22 protein-coding genes are annotated in these 24,082 nt (G+C 40.6%); 13 read left to right on the top strand and 9 right to left on the bottom strand.

From position 1 onward, the window contains the following. The first annotated feature begins 88 nt into the window (after window positions 1–88). The 8 genes from CXF93_RS00665 to CXF93_RS00700 all read left to right on the top strand — a co-directional run bounded on the left by CXF93_RS00665 (window position 89) and on the right by CXF93_RS00700 (window position 9,223). A complete protein-coding gene (locus tag CXF93_RS00665; protein WP_101060393.1) occupies window positions 89–1,957 on the top strand; it encodes an acyltransferase family protein in 1,869 nt (622 codons plus the stop codon). Window positions 1,958–2,112: 155 nt separating this feature from the next. Then, a complete protein-coding gene (locus CXF93_RS00670; protein ID WP_101060396.1) occupies window positions 2,113–2,832 on the top strand; it encodes a pseudouridine synthase in 720 nt (239 codons plus the stop codon). Window positions 2,833–3,007: 175 nt separating this feature from the next. Further along, a complete protein-coding gene (mnmA, locus tag CXF93_RS00675) occupies window positions 3,008–4,147 on the top strand; it encodes a tRNA 2-thiouridine(34) synthase MnmA (RefSeq protein WP_101060398.1) in 1,140 nt (379 codons plus the stop codon). Window positions 4,148–4,149: 2 nt separating this feature from the next. Continuing rightward, complete coding sequence (hflD, locus tag CXF93_RS00680; RefSeq protein ID WP_017220917.1) at window positions 4,150–4,773, top strand: high frequency lysogenization protein HflD; 624 nt, start codon at window positions 4,150–4,152, stop codon at window positions 4,771–4,773. Between the two features lie 24 nt (window positions 4,774–4,797). Continuing rightward, window positions 4,798–6,165, top strand: a complete 1,368-nt coding sequence (gene purB / locus CXF93_RS00685) for an adenylosuccinate lyase (protein WP_017220918.1) — start codon at window positions 4,798–4,800, stop codon at window positions 6,163–6,165. Between the two features lie 349 nt (window positions 6,166–6,514). Then, a complete protein-coding gene (locus CXF93_RS00690) occupies window positions 6,515–7,147 on the top strand; it encodes a 2OG-Fe dioxygenase family protein (RefSeq protein ID WP_101060399.1) in 633 nt (210 codons plus the stop codon). A gap of 128 nt (window positions 7,148–7,275) precedes the next feature. After that, window positions 7,276–8,514: a cysteine desulfurase-like protein gene (locus CXF93_RS00695; RefSeq protein ID WP_101060401.1), complete on the top strand. Its 1,239-nt coding sequence runs from the start codon at window positions 7,276–7,278 to the stop codon at window positions 8,512–8,514. Window positions 8,515–8,743: 229 nt separating this feature from the next. Beyond that, window positions 8,744–9,223 carry a DUF962 domain-containing protein gene (locus CXF93_RS00700; RefSeq protein ID WP_101060404.1) on the top strand — a complete coding sequence of 160 codons (480 nt, stop codon included), beginning with the start codon at window positions 8,744–8,746 and terminating at the stop codon, window positions 9,221–9,223. Between the two features lie 38 nt (window positions 9,224–9,261). On the opposite strand, the gene CXF93_RS00705 is transcribed toward CXF93_RS00700, so the two are convergent. Together CXF93_RS00705 and CXF93_RS00710 are read right to left on the bottom strand one after the other, a co-directional pair. Further along, complete coding sequence (locus CXF93_RS00705) at window positions 9,262–9,708, bottom strand: N-acetyltransferase (RefSeq protein WP_101060406.1); 447 nt, start codon at window positions 9,706–9,708, stop codon at window positions 9,262–9,264. 129 nt (window positions 9,709–9,837) lie between these two features. Beyond that, entirely contained in the window at window positions 9,838–10,380 is a 543-nt protein-coding gene (locus tag CXF93_RS00710; protein ID WP_232784044.1) for a GNAT family N-acetyltransferase, read from the bottom strand. Between the two features lie 243 nt (window positions 10,381–10,623). Here CXF93_RS00710 and ahpC point away from each other — a divergent pair, with 243 nt between their 5' ends. Both ahpC and ahpF read left to right on the top strand, forming a co-directional pair. After that, window positions 10,624–11,181, top strand: a complete 558-nt coding sequence (gene ahpC, locus CXF93_RS00715) for an alkyl hydroperoxide reductase subunit C (RefSeq protein ID WP_101060408.1) — start codon at window positions 10,624–10,626, stop codon at window positions 11,179–11,181. Between the two features lie 243 nt (window positions 11,182–11,424). After that, a complete protein-coding gene (gene ahpF, locus CXF93_RS00720; protein WP_101060409.1) occupies window positions 11,425–13,014 on the top strand; it encodes an alkyl hydroperoxide reductase subunit F in 1,590 nt (529 codons plus the stop codon). Window positions 13,015–13,125: 111 nt separating this feature from the next. Here the strand turns inward: ahpF and CXF93_RS00725 are convergent, their stop codons facing one another. The 7 genes from CXF93_RS00725 to CXF93_RS00760 all read right to left on the bottom strand — a co-directional run bounded on the left by CXF93_RS00725 (window position 13,126) and on the right by CXF93_RS00760 (window position 19,770). After that, window positions 13,126–13,461, bottom strand: a complete 336-nt coding sequence (locus tag CXF93_RS00725) for a thioredoxin family protein (protein ID WP_101060410.1) — start codon at window positions 13,459–13,461, stop codon at window positions 13,126–13,128. Between the two features lie 38 nt (window positions 13,462–13,499). Then, window positions 13,500–13,865 (bottom strand): STAS/SEC14 domain-containing protein, encoded by a 366-nt coding sequence (locus CXF93_RS00730; protein ID WP_101060411.1) that lies wholly within the window; start codon window positions 13,863–13,865, stop codon window positions 13,500–13,502. A 100-nt stretch (window positions 13,866–13,965) separates the two neighbouring features. After that, on the bottom strand, window positions 13,966–14,712 hold the full coding sequence (locus tag CXF93_RS00735; RefSeq protein ID WP_017220927.1) for an amino acid ABC transporter ATP-binding protein: 747 nt from the start codon (window positions 14,710–14,712) through the stop codon (window positions 13,966–13,968). A gap of 66 nt (window positions 14,713–14,778) precedes the next feature. Beyond that, a complete protein-coding gene (locus tag CXF93_RS00740; RefSeq protein WP_101060412.1) occupies window positions 14,779–15,858 on the bottom strand; it encodes an amino acid ABC transporter permease in 1,080 nt (359 codons plus the stop codon). A 1-nt stretch (window position 15,859) separates the two neighbouring features. Further along, window positions 15,860–17,044 carry an amino acid ABC transporter permease gene (locus tag CXF93_RS00745; protein ID WP_101060413.1) on the bottom strand — a complete coding sequence of 395 codons (1,185 nt, stop codon included), beginning with the start codon at window positions 17,042–17,044 and terminating at the stop codon, window positions 15,860–15,862. Window positions 17,045–17,143: 99 nt separating this feature from the next. Further along, window positions 17,144–18,157: an amino acid ABC transporter substrate-binding protein gene (locus CXF93_RS00750; RefSeq protein ID WP_019441941.1), complete on the bottom strand. Its 1,014-nt coding sequence runs from the start codon at window positions 18,155–18,157 to the stop codon at window positions 17,144–17,146. An 893-nt stretch (window positions 18,158–19,050) separates the two neighbouring features. Then, window positions 19,051–19,770 carry an SDR family oxidoreductase gene (locus CXF93_RS00760; protein WP_101060414.1) on the bottom strand — a complete coding sequence of 240 codons (720 nt, stop codon included), beginning with the start codon at window positions 19,768–19,770 and terminating at the stop codon, window positions 19,051–19,053. A 249-nt stretch (window positions 19,771–20,019) separates the two neighbouring features. Here CXF93_RS00760 and CXF93_RS00765 point away from each other — a divergent pair, with 249 nt between their 5' ends. The 3 genes from CXF93_RS00765 to glpB all read left to right on the top strand — a co-directional run bounded on the left by CXF93_RS00765 (window position 20,020) and on the right by glpB (window position 24,078). Beyond that, window positions 20,020–20,949 carry a LysR family transcriptional regulator gene (locus CXF93_RS00765; RefSeq protein WP_101060415.1) on the top strand — a complete coding sequence of 310 codons (930 nt, stop codon included), beginning with the start codon at window positions 20,020–20,022 and terminating at the stop codon, window positions 20,947–20,949. A gap of 137 nt (window positions 20,950–21,086) precedes the next feature. Then, window positions 21,087–22,739 (top strand): anaerobic glycerol-3-phosphate dehydrogenase subunit A, encoded by a 1,653-nt coding sequence (gene glpA, locus CXF93_RS00770; RefSeq protein WP_101060416.1) that lies wholly within the window; start codon window positions 21,087–21,089, stop codon window positions 22,737–22,739. After that, window positions 22,729–24,078 carry a glycerol-3-phosphate dehydrogenase subunit GlpB gene (gene glpB / locus CXF93_RS00775; RefSeq protein ID WP_101060417.1) on the top strand — a complete coding sequence of 450 codons (1,350 nt, stop codon included), beginning with the start codon at window positions 22,729–22,731 and terminating at the stop codon, window positions 24,076–24,078. Before glpA ends, glpB begins: the two co-directional genes overlap by 11 nt. The last annotated feature ends 4 nt before the right edge of the window (window positions 24,079–24,082 follow it).

Raw genomic sequence — 24,082 nt, forward strand, 5'->3', positions numbered from 1 at the left:
TAAAATATTGCGATACACTTTAGAATAAGGTCGTTATCACGACAGCTCTCAAAGTAAATAATTTTCAAGGTTAATAAAGGTACCCAAGGTGAAGTTTAGAACTGACTTAAATGGCTTAAGAGCAATCGCACTTATTGCTGTGGTATTGTTCCATTTTAATCCGAGCATTGCGCCCGGAGGCTTTGCTGGTGTCGATATTTTCTTTGTCATTTCCGGATTTTTAATGACCGGCATTATTTTTAAAGGCTTAAACACCGACTCGTTAAATTTAGTTGAATTTTATTTGTGTCGGGCCAACCGAATTATCCCCCCGCTTGCCCTGCTGTGCTTCACCTTACTACTATTTGGTTGGTTTTTATTGCCACCGATGGACTATGTAAATTTAGGCAAGCATGCAGCGAGTAGTATCACCTTTCTATCTAATATTACCTATTTTTATGAATCGGGCTATTTTGATGCAGGGGCTTATGAGAAATGGCTGTTACATACTTGGTCGTTGTCGGTTGAATGGCAGTTTTATATTATCTATCCGATTATACTATTGTTTTTAAAACGCTCTTTTTCACTTGAAACGTTAAAGCGTCTATTAATTGTCAGCACTGTTTTAGGCTTTATATTCTGCATTATTGCCACAGATATGTGGCCGACATTTGCTTATTTCTCCCTGCCAACACGAGCGTGGGAAATGCTATTAGGCGGCGTCGCTTATTTCTACCCATTGAAGTTAAACGAAAACCAAAAAAGAGTACTCGAAGTTATCGGTATAACGTTAATGTTATTATCATTTACCTTAACGTCTAAAGTGACACCGTGGCCTGGTTACATAGCTTGCGTACCCGTGTTTGGTACCTACCTCATCCTGCTGAGTAACCGAGAAACAAGTCTTCTCACCAACAATAGGATATTTCAAACACTGGGAAAATGGTCATATTCAATCTACCTATGGCACTGGCCGATTGCGGTGTACGGTACCTACTTTAACTTAGATAACTGGATCCCAATTGGTTTAGTATTGTCGGTTGTGTTTGGTGCAATGAGTTTTTATCTAATTGAAAGTAATCAGTTTAAGCAAAGAAAAAACACCCTAATCTTCACCCTAATGAGCGTGTTGGTATTTGTTGGTTTTTATAAATCAATCCCGTTTATGCTGAATCACGTATCTGGGATGCCAAAATACATTATTGAAGCCAATTTAAATCAATCCGATAAAGGTGAGCTTTTTACTTGGCAAATGATGGACCAACTTAAGAAACATAAGTTCGATAATACTAAGTTAAACGTGATGTTTATCGGTGACTCTCAATCTGCTGACTTTGTTAATGTCATCAACGAGAAAGTGAGTGTCATTGATAATGACCGCATTAATTTTATGGCGCAAAAAATATCAGCCAAATGTGGGGTTTTTTACCACCTGCCTGAACCATTAAATGCCCTCTACGACAGGATCAATCTCTCTAAGAATATCGGTGAGAAAAGATTGCTTAAATGCGCAGCCAGGATCAGAAAAATAACCGCTGATACTCGCTTACTGAATGCTGACTTTATTTTCATTGCCATGAATTGGCGAAACTGGTCTTTAAATTATAACATTCAGGCCGTTAAAGCGATAAAACAGAAAAATCCCAAGGCTAAAATATATATTATTGGTAACAAAGGTATGGCACGCGCATTGCCGATCATGATGCTTAACGCCTTTGATAATCAACAAGAAGTGAGCGAGCTGGTATTTGAATCACTGCCTGCAGTGAACATTAAAAATAATACATTTTTCCGTGAGCATCAAAACGCAGACTATCAATTTATTAATATGACTTATGCTTTTTGCCCAGTAAAAAAATGTAATGTTGTTGATAAAAACGGTCTGCCATTCTTCTATGATGAAGTTCACACCACCAAGCAAGGTGCCATGTATCTCTCGGATAGATTAAGGCCGTTATTACCCGCACAACTTTATTAATTTTTAGTAAGGGTCGCTAATATCAGCACGTCTTTAGCGACCATCTACATCTCCTTATAAATAGCCCCTATAGATGACTCTATAGATTCCCCTATAAATAGACCGTCAAAATTTGCTACAATTGCTATATAGAAATCTTAATTATTAGCGATAGCATGTCAAAACCAGCACCACTACCATCACCAACAAAACCTAAATTAACCCTAGGTAGAAAGAAAAGCCCATCTGAACAGGGTAAAAAGAGCCAGATCAGCTATACCAATACGGTACAAGCACACGGCAAGAGTAATCGCCCACAGCATGCTAAGCCTAAAGAAGCCGGCCCGACTCAAGTTTATGTATTCAACAAACCTTACATGGTATTAACGCAGTTTACCGATGCTGATAATCGCGAAACCTTAAAAGACTATATCAAGGTACCGGATATTTATGCCGCTGGTCGCTTAGATCGTGACAGTGAAGGTTTATTACTGCTCACTAACAACGGTCGCTTACAAGCAAAATTAACGCAACCTGGTGAGAAAACAGAAAAAACCTATTGGGTACAAGTTGAAGGTGAACCTAGCCCTGAAAAACTCAGTGATTTACGCTACGGTATCGTCTTAAAAGACGGCCCGACACTGCCCGCTAAAGTTGAAATAATGACTGAACCAGCGGTGTGGCCACGTGTACCACCAATCCGTGAACGTCAAAGTATTCCCACAACCTGGTTAGCAATAACCATCGTTGAAGGGCGTAATCGTCAAGTGCGTCGTATGACTGCACATATCGGCCATCCGACCTTACGTTTAATCCGCTACAGCATTGGCCCTTGGACACTGGATAACATCCAACCAGGTGAGCTAGTTGAAAGCAGTATTAACATGATGAATTAAGACCAAAGCCTGTTTTTGAGTTGGTCTTCATGGTAAAATTCGCGCCATTGAAATTTGTGTTTCAGTGAACCGTAATTAACGCCACTAAGAACGCTTATTTCACAATATTTTTAACACATTAGCAAAAAAGCCTTTAACTTTATTTGCATTACTATAAGAGTAATTAAAAGGTCCTATGACAAATACTACAATCGACGCAAGTACTAAAGCGTTAAACAGTACTAAAAAAGTAATCGTTGGCATGTCCGGCGGTGTTGACTCATCTGTTTCTGCTTACCTGCTACAACAGCAAGGTTATCAAGTAGAAGGCCTGTTCATGAAGAACTGGGAAGATGACGATAATGATGAATATTGTGCCGCTGCTGAGGACCTAGCAGACGCACAATCAGTATGTGATAAATTAGGTATCGAGTTACACGCGATTAATTTCTCGGCTGAATACTGGGACAACGTATTTGAATACTTCTTAGCGGAATACAAAGCCGGTCGTACTCCAAATCCAGATATTCTTTGTAACAAAGAAATCAAATTTAAAGCATTCCTACAGTTTGCATCAGAAGTACTTTCTGCTGACTATATTGCTATGGGTCATTACGTGAGTCGTCGTCAAAAAGCCGATGGCACATTTGAAATGCTACGTGGCTTAGACAGCAATAAAGACCAGAGCTATTTCCTCTACACGTTAGATAATGTGCAAGTGTCACGCTCATTGTTCCCTGTGGGTGAATTAGAAAAGCCGGAAGTACGTCGTATTGCTGAAGAACAAGACTTGATCACAGCAAACAAAAAAGACAGTACTGGTATCTGCTTTATTGGTGAACGTAAATTCACTGAGTTCTTAAGCAAATACTTACCTGCACAACCGGGTAAAATTGAAAGTGTTGATGGCGAAGAAATTGGTGAACACCAAGGTCTGATGTACCACACACTCGGTCAACGTAAAGGCCTACATATCGGCGGCATGAAAAACAACAACAGCCAAGAACCTTGGTATGTGGTTGATAAAGATATGGAGCGTAACGTATTGCTTGTGGCACAAGGTCACAACCACCCACGTTTATTCTCAGAAGGTTTACTGGCCTCGCAGCTCCATTGGGTTAGCCGCGAACCATTAACACAGCCATTACGTTGTACTGTAAAAACACGTTACCGCCAGACTGATGTGCCTTGTTTGGTAACACCAATCGGCGAAGACCAAATTGAAGTAACTTTTGATAAACCCGAACTTGCCGTTACACCAGGTCAATCAGCGGTATTTTACCTTGATGACGTATGCCTAGGTGGCGCAATCATCGATGTTCAAATTAGGGGCTAACAGTGTCAACTAACTTCCAAGAATCAAATATAGCCTTTGCTGGCGTTTGTCAGGCTGCTGCACTCGTGCACCAGCTTGCAACAACTGGCAATTGTGATGAAACACAATTAAGTAATACCTTACGTTGTGTGATTGTGACAGACCCGAGTCAAACGATTGAGGTGTATGGCGATTACGCAAACCTAGAATTAGGCTACAAAACCCTGATTGCTCAGTTAAGCAATACCTCTAAAGGTCCTGATAGCGCCTTAACACGCTACATGATCGGCTTAGTTGCCCTAGAGCGTAAACTGGCTAAACGCAATGATATTCTTGGTATGTTAGGTGAGCGCATCTCACAAGTTAAACGTCAAACTCATCATTACGAGTTAACGGAAGCGCAAATTCTAAGTAATATGGCGTCAATCTATGTGGACTTAATCAGCCCACTTGGCACCAAGATCCAAATTGCAGGAACAGCAAGTTTCCTACAACAAACATTGGTGAGAGATAAGATCCGTGCATTACTATTTGCCGGTATTCGCTCAGCAGTGTTGTGGCGACAAACAGGCGGTCAACGTCGCCAAGTAGTTTTCAATCGTAAACACATGGTAGAGCAAGCAAAGCAACAATTAGCTCGAATTTAACCTAAACACACCCAGGAGTATGTAATGGAATTATCAGCGTTAACAGCTGTTTCCCCGGTCGATGGTCGCTACGGTAGTAAAACAGTAGCCCTGCGTTCAATTTTTAGTGAATTTGGTCTAATCAAATACCGTGTACAAGTAGAAGTTCGTTGGTTACAAAAACTAGCTGAATGTGACGCGATTGCAGAAGTACCAGCACTAAGTGCTGATGCAAACGCTGCATTAAACAGCATTACAGACAACTTCTCTGAAGCTGACGCTGCGCGTATTAAAGCAATTGAAAGCACAACAAACCACGATGTAAAAGCAGTTGAATACTTCTTAAAAGAGAAAGTAGCTGATAACGCAGAATTGAATGCAGTTTCTGAGTTTATCCACTTCGCTTGTACTTCAGAAGATATCAACAACTTGTCTCACGCGTTAATGTTAACTGAAGCTCGTGAAACAATTCTTTTACCTTACTGTGAAAAGCTGATCGATAGCCTAACAGTATTAGCAAAAGAATATGCTGCTGTACCATTATTATCACGTACTCACGGCCAGCCTGCGTCGCCAAGTACTATGGGTAAAGAATTTGCTAACGTTGTTGTACGTTTACGCCGTCAAATGCTACAAATCGCTAATGTTGAAATCTTAGGTAAAATCAACGGTGCTGTAGGTAACTACAACGCACACATCTCAGCTTACCCTGATGTTGATTGGAACGAGTTCGCTGAAGAGTTCGTATCTAGCCTTGGTGTTGTATGGAACCCGTACACAACGCAAATCGAACCACATGATTACATTGCTGAACTTTATGACGCAATAGCACGTTTCAACACCATCATTCTTGATTTTGACCGTGACATTTGGGGTTATATTTGCCTAGGTCACTTCAAACAAAAAACGATTGCTGGTGAAATTGGCTCTTCAACAATGCCGCATAAAGTTAACCCGATTGATTTTGAAAACTCAGAAGGCAACATTGGTATTGCTAACGCACTATTCAATCACCTTTCGGCAAAATTACCGGTTTCTCGCTGGCAGCGTGATTTAACAGATTCAACTGTATTACGTAACCTAGGTGTTGCTATCGGTTATTCTGTTATTGCCTACGAGTCAACGTTAAAAGGCATCAGTAAATTAGAGCTTAACGAAGCTGCATTACTTGCTGACCTTGATCGTAACTGGGAAGTTCTGGCTGAGCCAATCCAAACAGTTATGCGTCGCTACGGCATCGAAAAACCATACGAAAAGCTAAAAGAGCTTACACGTGGGCGCCGTGTTGATGGTCCTGCTATGCAAGAATTCATCGATACACTAGAACTAACTGATGCAGTTAAAGCGGAATTAAAATTAATGACGCCAGCTAACTACATCGGTCGTGCTGTTGAGTTCGTTAACGAGCTATAATTTAAGCTGTGGATAGCTAATAATGCTATAGACAGTCAAGCACGCAGTAGATAATTAAAACAGCCCAAGTAACACGTTAACTAGAAATAGTAACAAATTGCTTGGGCTTTTTTGTGCGCTAGTTATCATTCCACTTTTTGATATCAATAAACTGAATATCGTAAAAACCCTAAAACGTAAAATATAAATTCAAAACGAAACACCAAAACAACACTATAGTTTCAACTCGAAATACAAAATCAGCCTTTTGTAAAACATACTTTTGAAGTTAGCCCCCCACCTTGTAACTATTCCGTTTACACGGATAATCAGCATTACATTTACATCTAGTTAACCAAGGATTTACACCATGAACGGTTCATTTCTTATTGAAGCATTTCAGGCACCCGCAACTTGCGCGCAAAACTTAGGTAATTTCTTTAATGATTTAGGTGCAGATCCTTACCTTGAAAGTAACTGTCGATTCCGTGCATTTTCTCAATATCAAAAGACTGACACACAGTTTGAAAAATTAGGCTCAAGCACGTTTATGCAGTCATCTGATGTAAACCGTTTGATTGGTAACGTGCAGCGTAAATTTGAAGACATTTCGCCAACGCTTGATCAACACCCTGATTTTCAGAATCTACTGAATTCATTTCTTGAACGTACTAACGTTGATACCACTAAGCAGCCAATTGGCGTACATCAGATCCGCGTAGTTTGTTCACAAGATAAATCAGGCTCTCCAGCACCAGAAGGTATTCATCAAGACGGTTTTGATTTTGTCGGTATTTTTTGTGTGAAGAGAGACAACATCGCTGGCGCATTTACGCAAATTTTTTCATCGCCTGTGGATCAACATCCACACATGAGCACCACGCTAGAAGAGAACCAATTCATCATTTTTAATGACCGTCGCTATTATCACTACGTGACTGAAACACTACCTGGTCTACAAGATGAAACCGGTCTGCGCGACGTATTTGTTTTCACTGCGTAACGAATAAGCAGCAATGCGAACTGTCATTAAAACAGTCACCACAACCTATTTAACACACTAAAGAACAGTATTACGCTTTACAAAAAAAAGTTGTAAACGTGATCATGATTTTATTAAAGGAATAACCGATGAACTTATGTATTGAGTCAATCCGCCAAGCGTTTCCAGCACTACAGCAAAAAGTAAATGGCGAGCCAGTGTATTTTTTTGATGGTCCTGGTGGCTCACAAGTTCCACAGTCAGTACTCGATACCATGACTGCCTACTTAGGTAAATATAACTCCAACCTTGGCGGCCGCTTTTTCTCAAGTGAAAAGACCGTTGATGTCATGCGTAACGCTCGCCTAGCAGGCCAAGCACTGTTAAATACCGAGTCGCCAGATAACATCGTTTTTGGCGCCAACATGACCTCACTGACGTTCCAATTAAGCCGTGCCATCAGCCGTGATTGGCAAGCGGGCGATGAAGTTATTGTGACTTCGCTTGACCATTATTCAAATGTTTCAACATGGCAGCAAGCCGCGGATGATAAAGGCGCGGTAGTACACCAAGCCCGTGTGAATGAAGACGATTGCACACTCGATAGCGAGCACTTAATCTCACTGATTTCAGCTAAAACAAAACTAGTTGCTTTAACATTTGCGTCGAACACCACAGGTTCTTTGGTAGATGTTAAACCAATTATTGCAGCCGCACATGCCGTCGGCGCTAAGGTTTATATTGATGCAGTTCATTACGCGCCACACAAGCTGGTAGATGTGCAGACATTGGGTTGTGACTTCTTAGCGTGCTCAGCGTATAAGTTCTTTGGCCCACATGTCGGTATCGCGTATGTAGCACCACAATGGTTACATAGCATATCACCGTACAAGGTAGAGCCAGCAACAAACCAAGGCCCCGGTCGTTTTGAAACCGGTACTCAAAGTTTTGAAGCATTAGCTGGGTTTACTGCGGCAGTTGAATACCTTGCCCATGCAGGTGACCAAACGCTGCCACTACGTGAAAGACTGGTGCAAAGCTTCAAATTATATCAAACACATGAGCAACAACTGAGCCAACACTTCCTTGCCAAGCTAGCGCAGTACAGCAATGTGACCTTGTACGGTATTAGTGACATGGACAGATTAGCTGAGCGTACGCCAACCTTCTCTATCCGTATCGAACACGCTTCACCAGAAGATGTATCTGGCCTACTTGGTCAACACAATATGTGTGTCTGGAACGGTCATTTCTATGCAATCGGCTTGTGCAAACAGCTCGGTATTTTAGATAAAGGTGGCGTCATTCGTATTGGCTTTATGCACTACAATACCACCAGCGAAATTGATGATCTATTTGATGTGTTAGAGACAGTATTGGTTAAATAACCACTAACGCGGCCTCAAATTTACATCCAGTAAGCCCAAGTGCCTCATTGCACTTGGGTTCGACTTAACAATGAACTATTCATTTCAATAAACCACAGCATAAATTACCTTAAATATCAAAAATAAAATCTCGATAACAATTTTATTTTGTTCACCATGCTAGCCTATTCACGCAATCGCCATATACATTATCATTCAGTGAATCTAAGACAACGCAAGGAAGCAAAATATGTCACGTCAATCAAGAACAGTACAACAATGGTTTGATGAATATGGGGTTAGCCATCAAAACAAAACCAATAAACTCATCCATTGGATCATGGTACCCATCATCTTTTTTACCATCGTCGGTTTGCTATGGTCTATCCCCAAAATGGATTGGATGGGCGCATCACCTTGGATAAATTGGGCAACATTAACCATGCTACCGGCGATGTATTTCTATTACACCTTATCAAAGCGTATCTTATTGGGCATGCTACTGTTTACCGGATTATGTCTAGTAGCGAGCCATATGCTGACGCTGTACTTAGCTATACCCTTGTGGCTGTTGAGTTCGGTATTATTTGCGATTGCTTGGGTATTTCAGTTTATCGGCCATAAAATTGAAGGGGCGAAACCCTCGTTCTTTGAGGATCTGCAGTTTTTATTAGTCGGCCCAGCTTGGTTGTTAGGCTTCATCTATCAACGCGCTGGGATCCGTTATTAATAGCTGGTATGAATAACTTTCTATCAATAATTTAGCTGTTATTTGACCGCCAAATTATAGGAAAAATACGAGGTGTCTTTTACAAAGCCCAACTTTTCATACAAGGCTTGCGCCGAGAAGTTATCTTGGGCTGTATTGAGATCAACCCGAATAGCACCGGTATTGCGAGCCTCCCTCACTACCCGATGAATCAATTCATTAGCCAGCCCTTGTCGGCGATATTCAGGCGCTATAAATAAATCGTTTAATACCATTATTTTTCCCAACGACACAGATGAAAACGAATGGTAGTTAAGTACAAAACCCATCGGGTCACCGGCTTTGTTATAAGCGATAAACACGGTAGCATCGTTATTAAGTAAACGCTCACCTAAATACGGTCGGTACTTTTGTGGTGCTGATGGCTGCTTATAAAACACCATATATTGATCAAATAAACTAACGAGGTCGTTTAACTCTTCTAGTGAGGCTTGTTTGATATTCATAAAATTCCTTTTTAATATGAATCAATAGACAAGGGTAATAATAACGCCTATTACATACATCTATGTTATTAACTTGTGTATCCAGAATATCAATTTCTGATTAAATTACAACAGCATAAAACGCCTTATTTATGCCCCTGGAGATAATTGATATCTGCGTACTTGTTGCTCTTCTGCTGCATAGTAGTATTCATTAAGAAATCGCGCCTCACAACTTTCGATCACCTTACGTGAAGCAATATTAGTCGGGTCGCAACTGATGATAACGTCATCAGTCAGTACCGCCTTTTGAATATGAGACAACATCAACCTCGCTACACCTTTACCTCGCGCTGAGGGTCTGGTTTCATAACCAATATGACCAATAACGTTCTCGATATAGTCACCACAGCCCTGCCTCACTCGTATTGAGCCAAGAATAACCCCATCTTCGATACAAAAATAAGTGCGGATCGGCGTCCAACCTCTCGGTAATTGCTCACCTTTAGCATATGCAATGCGTTTGCTAAGATAGCGCTCGTAATGACTAAGGATAAACTCATAGAGGATAATACCGTCATCGACACATTCGTCGACATAGGATTTGAAAGCGTTTAAATGTTCTATTTTTGCCAGTTCGATTGTTACTGACCCACTTGTTACTAATTCTGTTTTTGCTAATGCCATGCTCATATCACGGTTGTTCCTGAGTTACTAAATTTGGCGCGATTCTGCTTTAAGTTAAATCATACCATGTCCATTAATAAGCTCCAAAACAATGATAGCTTTAATCAATCGTTTTCATAGATTCAATCACCTTTACCTATGAAATCGATTCCCCCATAATCCTTCTCATGGATTCGCAGCAAGATTGCAGCAAGAGTCCCATCACACAATTAACTAATTAACTAATTAACTAATTAATAGGATAACAACATGATCAACACTCAAATTAAACCATTTAACGCAACGGCTTTCAAACAAGGCGAATTCGTAGAAATTTCAGAACAAGACGTACAGGGTAAATGGGCAGTATTCTTCTTCTACCCTGCTGACTTCACATTTGTTTGCCCTACTGAACTAGGTGATGTTGCAGACCATTACGAAGAACTACAAAAACGTGGCGTTGAAGTTTTCTCAGTATCAACTGACACTCACTTCACTCACAAAGCATGGCACGACAGTTCAGACACTATCGGCAAAATCAACTACTTCATGGTAGGCGACCAATCCGGCAACATCACAAACAACTTCAATGTTATGCGTGCAGGTCAAGGCCTTGCAGATCGTGCAACTTTCCTAGTTGACCCACAAGGTGTTATCCAAGCAATGGAAATCACTGCTGAAGGTATTGGCCGTGACGCTGAAGACTTAATGCGTAAAGTTAAAGCCGCGCAATATGTAGCAGCTCACCCAGGTGAAGTTTGCCCAGCTAAATGGAAAGAAGGCGAAGCAACACTTGCTCCTTCATTAGACCTAGTTGGTAAAATCTAATTTAAAGGCAACTTTAAAGATTGATTGTTTAAAGTAACAAAGTCGACCTCAGTATCAGTTAACGATTACTGAGGTCATTTAAAAATACATTTTCGCCAACGCTCTAAAAATAAAAACAAAGAAACAAAGAAACAAAAATAGAAAATAGAAAATAGAAAATAGATTTTTAAATTAACCAAATTGCTAATAGCGTTTTCCATAAACGTATCTCATATAGCCATAAGCAGAATAGAAGGTGTCACCATGTTAGACCAAAATATGAAAACCCAGTTAAAAGCCTATTTAGAAAATTTAAAGACTGAAGTACAACTCGTGCTTAGCCTTGATGACAGTGAGACAGCACAAAAATTACATACTTTAGCCAACGACATCGCGTCATTGAGCAGTAAAGTAAGCGTTATTGAAGACCAAAATGCGAGTGCACGTAAACCTATCATGCAAGTGGTTAACCCAATCAAAAAAACAGCAGTTGGTTTTGCGGGTTTACCTATGGGTCATGAATTTACCTCATTGATATTAGCGCTACTGCACAGTGGTGGTCACCCAATGAAGCTAGGCGCAGACGTCATTGAACAAATGGCTAATCTTGAAGGCGAAATGAACTTCGAAGTATTCATTTCATTAAGCTGCCAAAACTGTCCGGATGTTGTGCAGGCATTAAATATGATGGCAGCAACGAATCCAAATATTAAAACCACCATGATTGATGGCGCTGCATTCCAAGATGAAGTCGCTGAACGTAACATCATGGCCGTACCAAGTGTTTACCTAAACGGTGAAGTGTTCACCCAAGGTCGAATTTCATTAACTGAGATTTTAGCCAAAGTCGATACTGGCGCAACAAAAAAACAAGCGCAGGCATTAAACGAAAAAGAACCATACGAAGTGCTCGTCGTCGGTGGTGGTCCAGCTGGCGCATCCGCTGCAATTTATGCGGCACGTAAAGGTATCCGCACTGGTGTGGTAGCCGAGCGTTTTGGTGGCCAAGTCATGGATACCATGGCTATCGAAAACTTTATTTCGGTAAAAGAGACCCAAGGTCCTAAGCTTGCTGCAGCCCTTGAAGAACACGTCAAAGAATACAACGTCGATATCATGAATGAGCAAAGAGCTCGTGGTATTGTCAGCGCAGAAAAAAACGCTGATGGTTATATTCATGTTGAACTCGACAGTGGCGCGACATTAAAAAGCCGCAGCGTGATCTTATCAACCGGCGCACGCTGGAGAGAAATGAATGTACCAGGCGAACAAGAATATCGTAACAAAGGCGTCGCTTACTGCCCACATTGTGATGGCCCATTGTTTAAAGGCAAAAAAGTAGCCGTGATCGGTGGCGGTAATTCCGGTATCGAAGCTGCTATCGACTTAGCTGGTTTGGTTGAACATGTGACGGTTCTCGAATTTGCAGATACCTTACGTGCCGATCAAGTATTGGTTAATAAGGCCAACAGTATTGCTAATATTACCATCATTAAGCAAGTCCGAACCACTGAAGTGATTGGTGACGGAACCCGTGTCACAGCGCTTAATTATATTGACCGTGCCACAGGTGATGCAAAACAGATCGAACTTGCAGGTATCTTTGTACAAATTGGCTTGATGCCTAACAGTGATTTCTTAAAAGGCAGTGGCGTGGCGTTATCACCACGTGGTGAGATTGAAGTGAATGCTAAAGGTGAAACATCTGTGGCAGGTATATTTGCTGCTGGTGACGTAACAACTGTACCTTACAAGCAAATCATCATTGCGATGGGAGAAGGTTCAAAAGCCAGCTTAAGTGCTTTTGATCATTTAATTCGTACACCATCACCAGCTGATACAGTTAACGCTTAACTTTAAATAATAAATTGTAACCAAAGCAATAAGATAAAATTTGCGCTAGTCCCCACATGCAAGGCTTATCCCCCTATAAACCAGCAGTCGCTAACGATTGCTGGTTTTTTATTATATACCAGCTAATAAATCTCGCACCTCTGTAATACCGGTCGGTCTGACAATTCGCGATACTTCCTGTCCATCTTTTAGCAATACCAACGTCGGCCATAACTTAACTTTAAATATCCGTCCTAGCTTTTTTCCTCGACCATCGGCTATTTTAATATGTGGTAATTGCGGGTGCTCCGCCACTACATCTTTAACAACAGATTCAGCAGCCTGACAGTGCCCGCACCAAGGTGCGCCAAACTCTAAAATGGCATAACCAGTCCACGTTTCAATATCAGCCATTTTAGGCGCATCGTCACGATAGTCAGGGTTAAACGTTAGGTCATTAGTTGTCATATTATATTCCTTGAAAACGCTTGATACATTGTACTGAATTATGCGTTTTTAAGAAACTCAACTGCTTGCTCTTGTTCTTCTAAAGAAAAGCACTGCATATCAATACTTTTAAATATTTTATCTTCGATATTAACAATATGCTCTATCCACTTTTTATCCGTGAGAATTGCGACCTTGTCTATATTGCTAATGCCGACATCAAACAAATATTTAAACTCTTCGATTATCGCCGCAAACTCAACACCGCTAAACGAATCAATCTTTTCCAGCAGGACAATACTGCCATAGTGCTCAATTTTCTCTTTGGCGAAGCGCAGCACTAAAGCCATATCATCTTCAGTTATTTTACCCGACATTTGAAAGGCAACCGCATTGTCAATTTCAATCTCTATCATTTCCAGCATACTCATCTCCTTGTAATAAAAAAGCCTTACCCCAATCCCATTATAGTAACGGAGTTAGAGTAAGGCTTTATTAATCTGTACTGTTTGCTTTGATATTAGCTTAGTGCGATAAAATCTGCTCTAAAAACAATTTTAAACGATCTGATTGCGGGTTATCAAAGAACTCATGCGGTTCATTTTCTTCAATAATCTGCCCTGCATCCATAAAGATAACGCGGTCTGCCACCTTCTTAGCAAAACCCATCTCATGGGTTACACAGATCATAGTGATACCTTCATCTGCAAGCTCAACCATCACATCTAACACTTCCGACACCATTTCTGGATCCAGTGCCGATGTAGGTTCGTCAAACAACATGATTTCAGGATTAATACACAAACAACGGGCAATCGCTACACGCTGCTGTTGTCCACCCGAAAGTTGGTTGGGATACTTATGCGCTTGGTCAGCAATTTTTACGCGTTCAAGGTACATCATCGCAGTTTTAATGGCTTCATGACGGGGTTTTTTATGTACCCAAGTCGGTGCCAACAATAAATTCTCTAACACCGAAAGATGCGGAAACAAGTTAAAGTGTTGGAATACCATCCCCACCTGTGAGCGGATATGGCGTACAACTTTAACATCTTCAATCAAGTCAGTGCCGTTAATGTTAATCTTACCTTCTTGAAATTTTTCCAAGTGATTAAGACAACGGATCGTCGTTGATTTACCTGAGCCAGACGGGCCACAAATAACCACTTTCTCGCCTTTCTTGATATTTAAGTTAACGTCTTTAAGTACGTGAAAATCACCATACCATTTGTTAACGTCTTGCATGCTGATCATATAATCTTGTTCTGACATGATATTTCCTTATACCAATTACCTTACGTAAATGGTCAGTGTTAAGCTGTAAATTTACGGTAATTGCTAGTGATCGGTATTGTATCGACGTTCTATCACGCGCGAGTATTGCGACATGCTGAAACAAAATACCCAATAGATCAGAGTAACAAACACGTAACCTTCGATTTCAAAACCAAGCCAGCTAGTATCACTGTTTGTCAGTGTTACCATTGCCAGAATATCGAATAAACCAATGATTAATACCAAGGTCGTGTCTTTAAATAACGAGATGAATGAACCAACCAAGTTCGGAATTGAGATCTTCAACGCCTGTGGCAGAATAATTAAAATCATACCTTGCCAATAACTTAAACCTAATGATTCGCTGGCTTCATATTGACCCTTCGGGATAGCTTGTAAGCCCCCACGGATCACTTCGGCGATATAAGCGGCCTGGAATAAGGTAATACCAATTAACGCACGTAATAACTTATCAAACTCAATACCATCGCTAAAGAACAACGGCAGTACTACCGACGCCATAAATAAGATAGTAATGAGCGGCACACCACGAATAAATTCGATAAAACCAACACATAAGGTTTTAACAATCGGCATATTGTCTGACTGACGACCCAGAGCTAACAAAATACCAATTGGGAATGATGCGATAATACCAACGGCAGCCACCAAAATAGTCAGCATTAAGCCGCCCCATTTTTCAGTACCAACCACTTCCAGCCCTAAGCCACCACGGATCAAGATAAAGCACACAACTGGGTATAACAGCATACTGACAAATTTGATTTTAATACTACTCAGGCGCGGTATGAAAAATACAAAAATGATACTGATAATAGCGACTAAATTCGGACGCCAATGCAAGGCTTCAGGGTAGAAGCCATACATAAATTGGTCGAACTTTTCGATAATAAATATCCAGCGCGCGCCTTCTTTTACCACTTCTTCTTTAGTCCCACTCCACGTCGCATCAAAGATCATCCAATCTAATAACGGTGGAATCGTGGTATAAATAAAGTACATACCAAGCAATGTTAAAAGCGTATTTGAAATATTGGAAAATAAATTCTCTCGTAACCAGAATACAACACCCTTACTGGTTGAAGGTGCTGGTTTGGCCTCTTTCATCGTATAAACAGCCATATTATCTTCCTTTAATTTCCATTCTTGCATTAACCCAATTCAGCAGCACTGAAATAACAATACTGAAAACAAGATACACAGCCATCGTCATTAAGATAATCTCAATAGCCTGCCCGACTTGGTTAAGTGTCGTCCCAGAGAACAAGGTGACAATTTCTGGATAACCAATTGCTGTAGCCAGTGATGAATTTTTCACTAAGTTAAGATATTGGTTAATAACTGGTGGGATAATCACGCGTAATGCTTGCGGTAAAACGACTTTACGCAAAATCACATGCTCTTTTAACCCTAATGATTTTGCCGCTTCTTTTTGACCTGGAGGTACAGCTTCAATCCCCGCACGCACAGCTTCAGCAATATAAGTCGCGGTATAAATACTTAACGCGAAAATAAGCGCAAGTAATTCCGGAATAATGGTGATACCACCTTTGAAGTTGAAGCCTTTTAGCGCTGGATATTCAGCACTGATTGGTTGTCCTGTGATAAAGAACACCAATAACGGAGCGACGACTAATATTGCCAGCGATACTCTAATTAATGGAAATTCTTCACCCGTTAAGTCATGACGTTTACTCGCCCACTTAGCCAGATATACCACACTGATACAAGCAAGTACGAACGCAACAAGAATAAAGCTACTACCCGACTCGAAGATCGGATCTGGCATGATGAAGCCACGGTTATTAATGAAGACAGAATCAAAATAAGAAATACTTTGGCGCGGACTTGGTAGCGCAGCAAGCACCACGTTATACCAAAACAAGATTTGCAATAAAATAGGAATATTACGGAATGTTTCAATATAAACCAGTGACAGTTTAGCGATTAAATAATTAGAAGATAAACGGCCAACACCAACCAATAGGCCAATAATTGACGCGAGCACGATACCAATAACACCCACGAGCATGGTATTTAATATACCAACAATGAATACATCTAAAAACGTTGAGCTTGTATCATCATAAGGGATAAGCGCTTGGCTGACACCAAAACCAGCTGTTTCACCTAAGAATGAGAAACCTGTAGTAATACCCCTTTTTGCTACATTATCAAACATGTTGTTAACGAAGTAAAAAATGCATAAAACCACAACCACTAAAGAAAGCACTTGGAAAATAATCGCACGATTTTGAGGGCTGTTAAATAAACCGCTGGAGGTTGGGGGGAGTTTTGAATTATTCATAACAAAATAAACCTTTTAAAAAAGGGGGCCAAGCCCCCGATATACTTAGGTCACTTCACATACCAACAGCTGATAATATGAAGCGACTGTAGTATTAATTTATCGAATTGGCATTGCGTACATCAAGCCGCCTTTATTCCATAAATTATTGAGGCCACGGTCAATGTTAAGAGGTGAGTTTTTACCTACGTTATTTTCAAACATTTCTTCGTAGTTACCAACTTGCTTAACAATTTGGTATGCCCAATCAGATTTAAGACCTAAGTTTTCACCGGCTTTACCAGATACACCTAACAGACGTTTAACAGATGGATTAGCTGATTTTAATTGTTTATCTACATTACTTGCTGTTACACCTAACTCTTCCGCTTCAAGTGTCGCAAATAAGCTCCAACGTACCACGTTAAACCATTCATCATCACCTTGACGAACTACAGGGCCGAGTGGTTCTTTAGAAATGATATCCGGTAATACCACTGCAGATTTAGGATCATCTAACTTAATTCTTAAACCGTATAACTGAGATGCATCAGATGTAACTGCGTCACAACGACCTTTTTTGAAGGCATCAATTGTTTGACCTGATGTATCAAACGTAACGGCTTTATATTCCATGTTATTCGATTTGAAATAATCAGTTAAATTAAGTTCGGTTGTGGTACCGGCTTGAATACAAAACGATGCGCCGTCTAATTCTTTCGCTGACGTTACACCAAGATCTTTGTTTACTAAGAAACCTTGACCATCATAATAGTTCACACCCGCAAAGTTTAAACCCAGTGACGTATCACGCGTTGCAGTCCAAGTTGAAGCTCGAGATAAAAGGTCAATCTCACCACTTTGTAATGCGGTAAAACGCTCTTTTGCAGTCAGTGGGATAAATTTAACTTTCGATGCATCACCTAAAACTGCTGCTGCAACTGAACGACAAAAATCAACGTCGATACCTTTCCAAACGCCTTTTGAATCTGTCGCAGAGAAACCTGGGATCCCTGTAGAAACACCACAGTTCAGTACGCCTTTTTTCATTACTTGCTCTAATGTAGCAGCATTAACTAAATTGGGTAATGTTGATGCTAGACCTAGTATTAAAGCTATTTTTGTAACCTTCATATTAATTTCCTTGTCTATTATTATTATTGTAATGTTGGTTTTAGTCGGCTAAATCACCGTTTTAAAAGAGTTGTTTCTCTAATTCCTAAACACAAAATAAGCATAAGGTAATTTCTATACAACATCTATGAAGCAACAACTGATTAACAAAAGCATTAGTGAGTATTAGACACTCGTCACGAATTTAACACTAAATTAACATGACTGTGTGATTTTAGATGAATAATACTTTGTGGATATTCACTTTAAGTGTTTTAGCCATATTAAATTCTATAATGGCATTTAATAAACTATAAAATACACCTGAGTAACCACTAGAGTCTTCACTAGTAATACAAATCTAATACGCTGATTTAAAAGCAAACCTAGGTATTAGCTTAGTATTTAGATTTCCGCTTCGCCAACATTTATTAAAATCGACATAAAGATACGACATAGCCATTTCCAACATATGTTTCAGGAAATTATCGACCATATCAGTGAATACTCCTCCGATGAGTATCGGCTATATTTTGTAACTGAGTTCACATAACAGGATAAACAACATCATCAATACAGGAGAATAATTATCACCATATAAGTAGTTTGGCACGATTGAAGCTACAAGGTACGGCAGGTTAAATTAAATAATCAGTTTTAAATAATGTTTACGCCCGACTGTAGCGAAAAGCGTTGAACCAAAAAGCACTAATATTGGATTGTGAGAAAAGGCATTTTTACGGTGACGGCATCATGGGAGAGATCTTTGGTATGAATAGGCTGGCTAGAACACCAACTGAGTTTGGCTTGCAGGGTTTGGGTATTATCCGGGACATCAACAACAAAGCGTTGGTCTATCTAGAAGAGACCTAAAACGATGACAACTCAAATAAGTCGTCATCACTCTAACGAGACTAAGGTTCTTGACGTGTGCTTGCTAATACGATTTCACGAATACATACATCTTGTGGCTGTGCATAAGCAAATTCAATTGAACGTGCAACATCATCTGGTGCCAGAATATTACCCATTGTGGCTTTCCAAGCTTCATAGCCGGCTTTAATTTCTGCTGACGTTGTATGTGACAACAATTCAGTTTCAACAGCACCTGGAGCAATCGTAATTACACGTACGTCTGACATAGCAACTTCTTCACGTACGTTTTCAGTGATTGCGTGAACAGCAAATTTAGTACCACAGTAAGCAGCATGCGCACCGAATGTTTTACGACCGGCAACAGAACTGATGTTAATGATAGTACCCGTGTTACGCGCTTTCATTGGCGCAAGTACTGCTTGCATGCCGTTTAATAATGCAATGACATTAACGTCGAACATGGTTTTGAATTCTTCAGCAGGCTGAGTATCAATTTGACCTAATAACATCATGCCAGCGTTATTCACTAATAAATCTGCAGGGCCGTATAATGCTTCAGCTTTAGCAAGTGCAGCATGAAATTCGGCATGTACTGTTAAGTCTACTTTTTCACATAAGCAGTTTGGTAAGTCTAGCGCTTCCAATTTTTCAACTCGACGAGCTACTAATAATAATGGATGACCAGCCGCGCTTAAACGCTTCGCTGTAGCTTCACCAATACCTGAACTTGCACCTGTGATCACGACTAATTTTTTCATTATATACTCTCTATGTTGATAACTTTTGATAAGGACAGTTAAAACTAAACGACAGCGATTAGCTGCCTACTCAGTGACTTTATCGCGCCTATTAATGTTAAACCTAAGCGCTCCTGAGTGGATGAAGAGAGTATATAGAAATGACCATTGTTGATATATACACAATAAAGAACATAACTGTTACGCTTTAAGCTACAATGTGATTAATAACTCTTATCCTTACTCAACTTAATCTCTATAGGCACAGCAATGCAAAGTAGTTCTTCTCTTGCCGACATTCGCGCTTTCGTTACCATTGCACAGCAAGGCAGTTTCACCAAAGCTGCAGAAATATTACAGTCATCACGCGCCCATGTATCTCGCCAACTTGCCCAGCTCGAACAACAACTGGGCGTACAACTGATTATCCGCACCACGCGCGCCCAGCGTCTAACTCCGATTGGTGAACAGTTTTTTCAGCAATGCCTTACTTCATTACAAACCATCAACCAAGCCGTGATAGCAGCTAAAGACGATACAGAACAGTTACAAGGTAGCATCTGCATTAACTGCGTCGGTGGCGTGATTGGTGAAGATATTCTAGCCAACATTATCAGTGCGTTTAATTTACAGTACCCCGATATTGATGTGGAGCTAGATTTTAGCAGCCCGCGCGTTGATTTAATTTCCGAAGCATTTGATTTAGTCGTGCGAATGGGGGAATTAGAAGATTCAGGATTAGTGGCGAGAAAGCTCACTGACATTAAGGTGCAAGTATTAGCCAGTCCTGATTATTTAGCCAAGCATCCGGTCATTCAGCACCCAAAAGATCTCGAGCAACATAATTGCTTAACCGGCAGTATCAAGCGCTGGCGCTTTCATCAAAAATCAGTGCAACATAATAATGCTCCGATACATGAGTTAGAGGTCAACGTTAAAGGTAACTTTAGCTGTAAGAGTGGCCGAGCACTCATTAATGCCGCTAAAAATGGCAATGGCATTGTCCGCTTGCCGGAATTGTATTGTGAAGATGAGATTAACGACAATACCTTATCATCAGCATTCATATCAGACTCAGCTCAAGAACAATGGCACTCACCAGATGTCCCCTTGTTCCTACTTTATCACCGCAATCGTTATCAACCAGCTCGTTTAAAAGTGCTGATTGATTTTATTTGCCAACGTTTTAAGCAATTATAAAATCTTTTTCATGAAAACGAGATGTTCGAACAGTCGTTAGAATGCTCATTCGAACATTTGTGATTAAGATCAATTAATCAATGAAAATCTGCTTCATACTTATAAGTAGTTAATTGAGCTGCATATATGGATGAATTATGGGAAAGGTAACCCGTTTCAATACAGAAGTATTGATTATTGGCGGTGGCGCGACAGGCACCAGTATTATGCGCGATTGCGCATTACGTGGCATAACATGCATATTACTTGATAAAGGTGATATAGCTTCAGGCACAACAGGCCGTAACCATGGTCTGTTACATTCCGGCGCGCGTTATGCGGTAACCGATGGTGAATCGGCCCGTGAATGTATCCAAGAGAATAAGATCCTCAAACATATTGCCAGCCACTGTATTGAAGAAACCAGCGGATTATTTATTACCTTACCAGAAGATGATCTGGATTTTCAACATACCTTCATTACGGCTTGTGCAACCGCAGGCATCAACACCCAAAGACTGACCCCACAACAAGCGATTGAACTTGAACCAAACGTCAATCGTAGTCTACTTGGCGCAGTCAAAGTGCCCGACGGTACGCTCGACCCTTTCCGTTTATGTGCTTCTAATGTATTAGATGCCAAAAATCATGGTGCGCAATTACTTACCTACTCTATGGTGCAATCTTTAATTCGTATTGGCGATCGCATCATCGGCGCTAAATGCATTAATACCCGCACCAACGAACAGTTTGAAGTGTATGCCCAAGAGGTTATCAATGCGGCAGGCATTTGGGGTAAAAACATTTGCCACTACGCCGATCTCAATGTGCAGATGTTACCAGCCAAAGGGTCATTATTAGTATTCGAACATCGCATTAATGATCTGGTCATCAATCGCTGTCGTAAACCTGCCGATGCCGATATTTTAGTACCCGGAGACTCTATTTCACTCATAGGTACCACTTCCGAAGAAATTGATTATAACGATATCGACACACTAAAAATCAGTGAAAAAGAAGTCAATATATTAATCGAGGAAGGTGCCAAACTAGCCCCTATACTGGCACAAACCCGTATTTTGCGGGCTTATGCTGGCGTCCGACCACTAGTCGATGTCGGCGGTGGTGATGGCCGTAACATCAGCCGCGGTATTGTATTGCTCGATCACCAGCAGCGTGATGGCCTTGCAGGGTTTAGCAGTATTCTCGGTGGAAAATTAATGACTAGCCGGTTAATGGCAGAAATGACCACCGACCTTGTTGCCAACAAACTCGGTAATAGCAGCGGTTGTACAACACATTTACAGCCTCTGCCCGGCTCAGTGATTAATACTAAAAATAAAAAACGCAAATCTCAACAACCCGTATTTACCACCACGGCTGCAACCCATCGTCACGGTGAAAATGCGGTAGCCGAATTTGATCAAAGTACCAAGGGTAAATCCATTGTTTGTGAATGTGAAATGGTGTCCGTTGGTGAAATTGAGTATGCCATTAAGCAATTAGATGTGACTAACTTAGTTGATTTACGCAGACGTACCCGTCTCGGCATGGGCTCATGCCAAGGTGAGTTATGTACCTATCGCGCGTCGAGTTTATTTTGTGATTTTGGTAACTGCAGTGGTTATGAATCGAGTAAGTTATTAATGCAGTTTTTTGAAGAACGCTGGAAAGGTATTAAACCTGTGTTGTTTGCAGATGCATTGCGAGAAGCCGAATTTACTTATTGGCTTTATGAAGGCCTATTTGGCGCAACGGATATTAATAAGCTCGGTGAACAGCAAGCAGATAAGGATTATTATGAAATTTGATAGCATTATTATTGGTGGTGGTATTGCCGGTTATACCGCAGGATTACGTAGCCTTGAGGCTGGATTAAAAACAGCTATCATTTCCAATGGTCAAAGCGCCCTACACTTTTCTTCAGGCTCTATCGATCTGCTTTCACATACCCCAACAGGTAAGGTTATTCGTAATCCGGCCGCTATTTTCGATAAGTTTACTCAAGAATTTCCTACCCATCCCTATAGTAAAGTCGGTAAAAAAACTGTATTTGAATCTATGCAGTGGTATAAAAATTTACTTACTAACGCAGGCATGCCATTAACGCAACAAGATAACGGTGATAATCATTTGCGCATCACCCCACTTGGCACATTAAAATCAACTTGGTTATCGCAGCCTTATGTGCAGCAACTGCCAATGCAACTAACTGAACACGCCATCAAACGCATTGTGGTGGTACAAATTAATGACTTCCGGGATTTCAATGCCAAGATGGTTACGGATAACTTGATTCAAATACCCGAATTTAAAGACGTTGAAATAACCCATGCTAATATCTCGATTGATGGCTTCTCAGGGCTTAAACGTAACGCCTGTGAACTGCGTTCGATTGATATAGCCCGTATCTTAACTAACGACAGTGAAATAAAAGCACTCGCAGATAAGTTATTAGCTATCGCAAGCGCTGATGATATAGTCATCCTACCTGCTGTTACGGGCAATGGCATGGGGCTTAAAACACTCAAACAATTATATGCACTAACCAATTTAACCTTTCACGAAGTACCAACCATGCCACCATCAATGTTAGGGATACGGCTTGAAGAAACCATGATTGATTTGTTTATCAAACGTGGGGGTATGTTATTAAAAGGCGATCAAGTTACCCATGGTGATATAGCTGAAGACGCTAGCAATAACGGTGAATTGAACCTTAAACGCGTTTATACCCGTAATTTAGAAAGCATGCCTCTGGCGGCCGACAACTTCATTTTTGCATCTGGCAGTTTCTTTAATAAAGGGCTTATTGGTCATCATGACAAGTTACAAGAACCGGTGTTTGATTTAGACATGAACAGCCTTGAGCAACGTAGTACTTGGTACAACCCACAATTTTTTTCGGCTGACTCACAACCGTTTTTATCGTTAGGTATCAAGACTAACCAAACCTTCAATCCAATGCTCAAAGGCAAAGCGATCAATAACCTATTTTGTGCGGGTTCTAATTTAGGTGGTTACAATCCAGTGGCAGAAGGAAGTGGCAGTGGCGTGGCAATTAGTACCGCTTATCATGCCGTTAATCAGCTATTACAAAAAACCAAATATAGTCATTCACATAACATCACCAGCGACAGCTTGGCATAGAGAA

Origin of the sequence: Moritella sp. Urea-trap-13, assembly GCF_002836355.1 — a bacterium.
Lineage (GTDB): Bacteria > Pseudomonadota > Gammaproteobacteria > Enterobacterales > Moritellaceae > Moritella.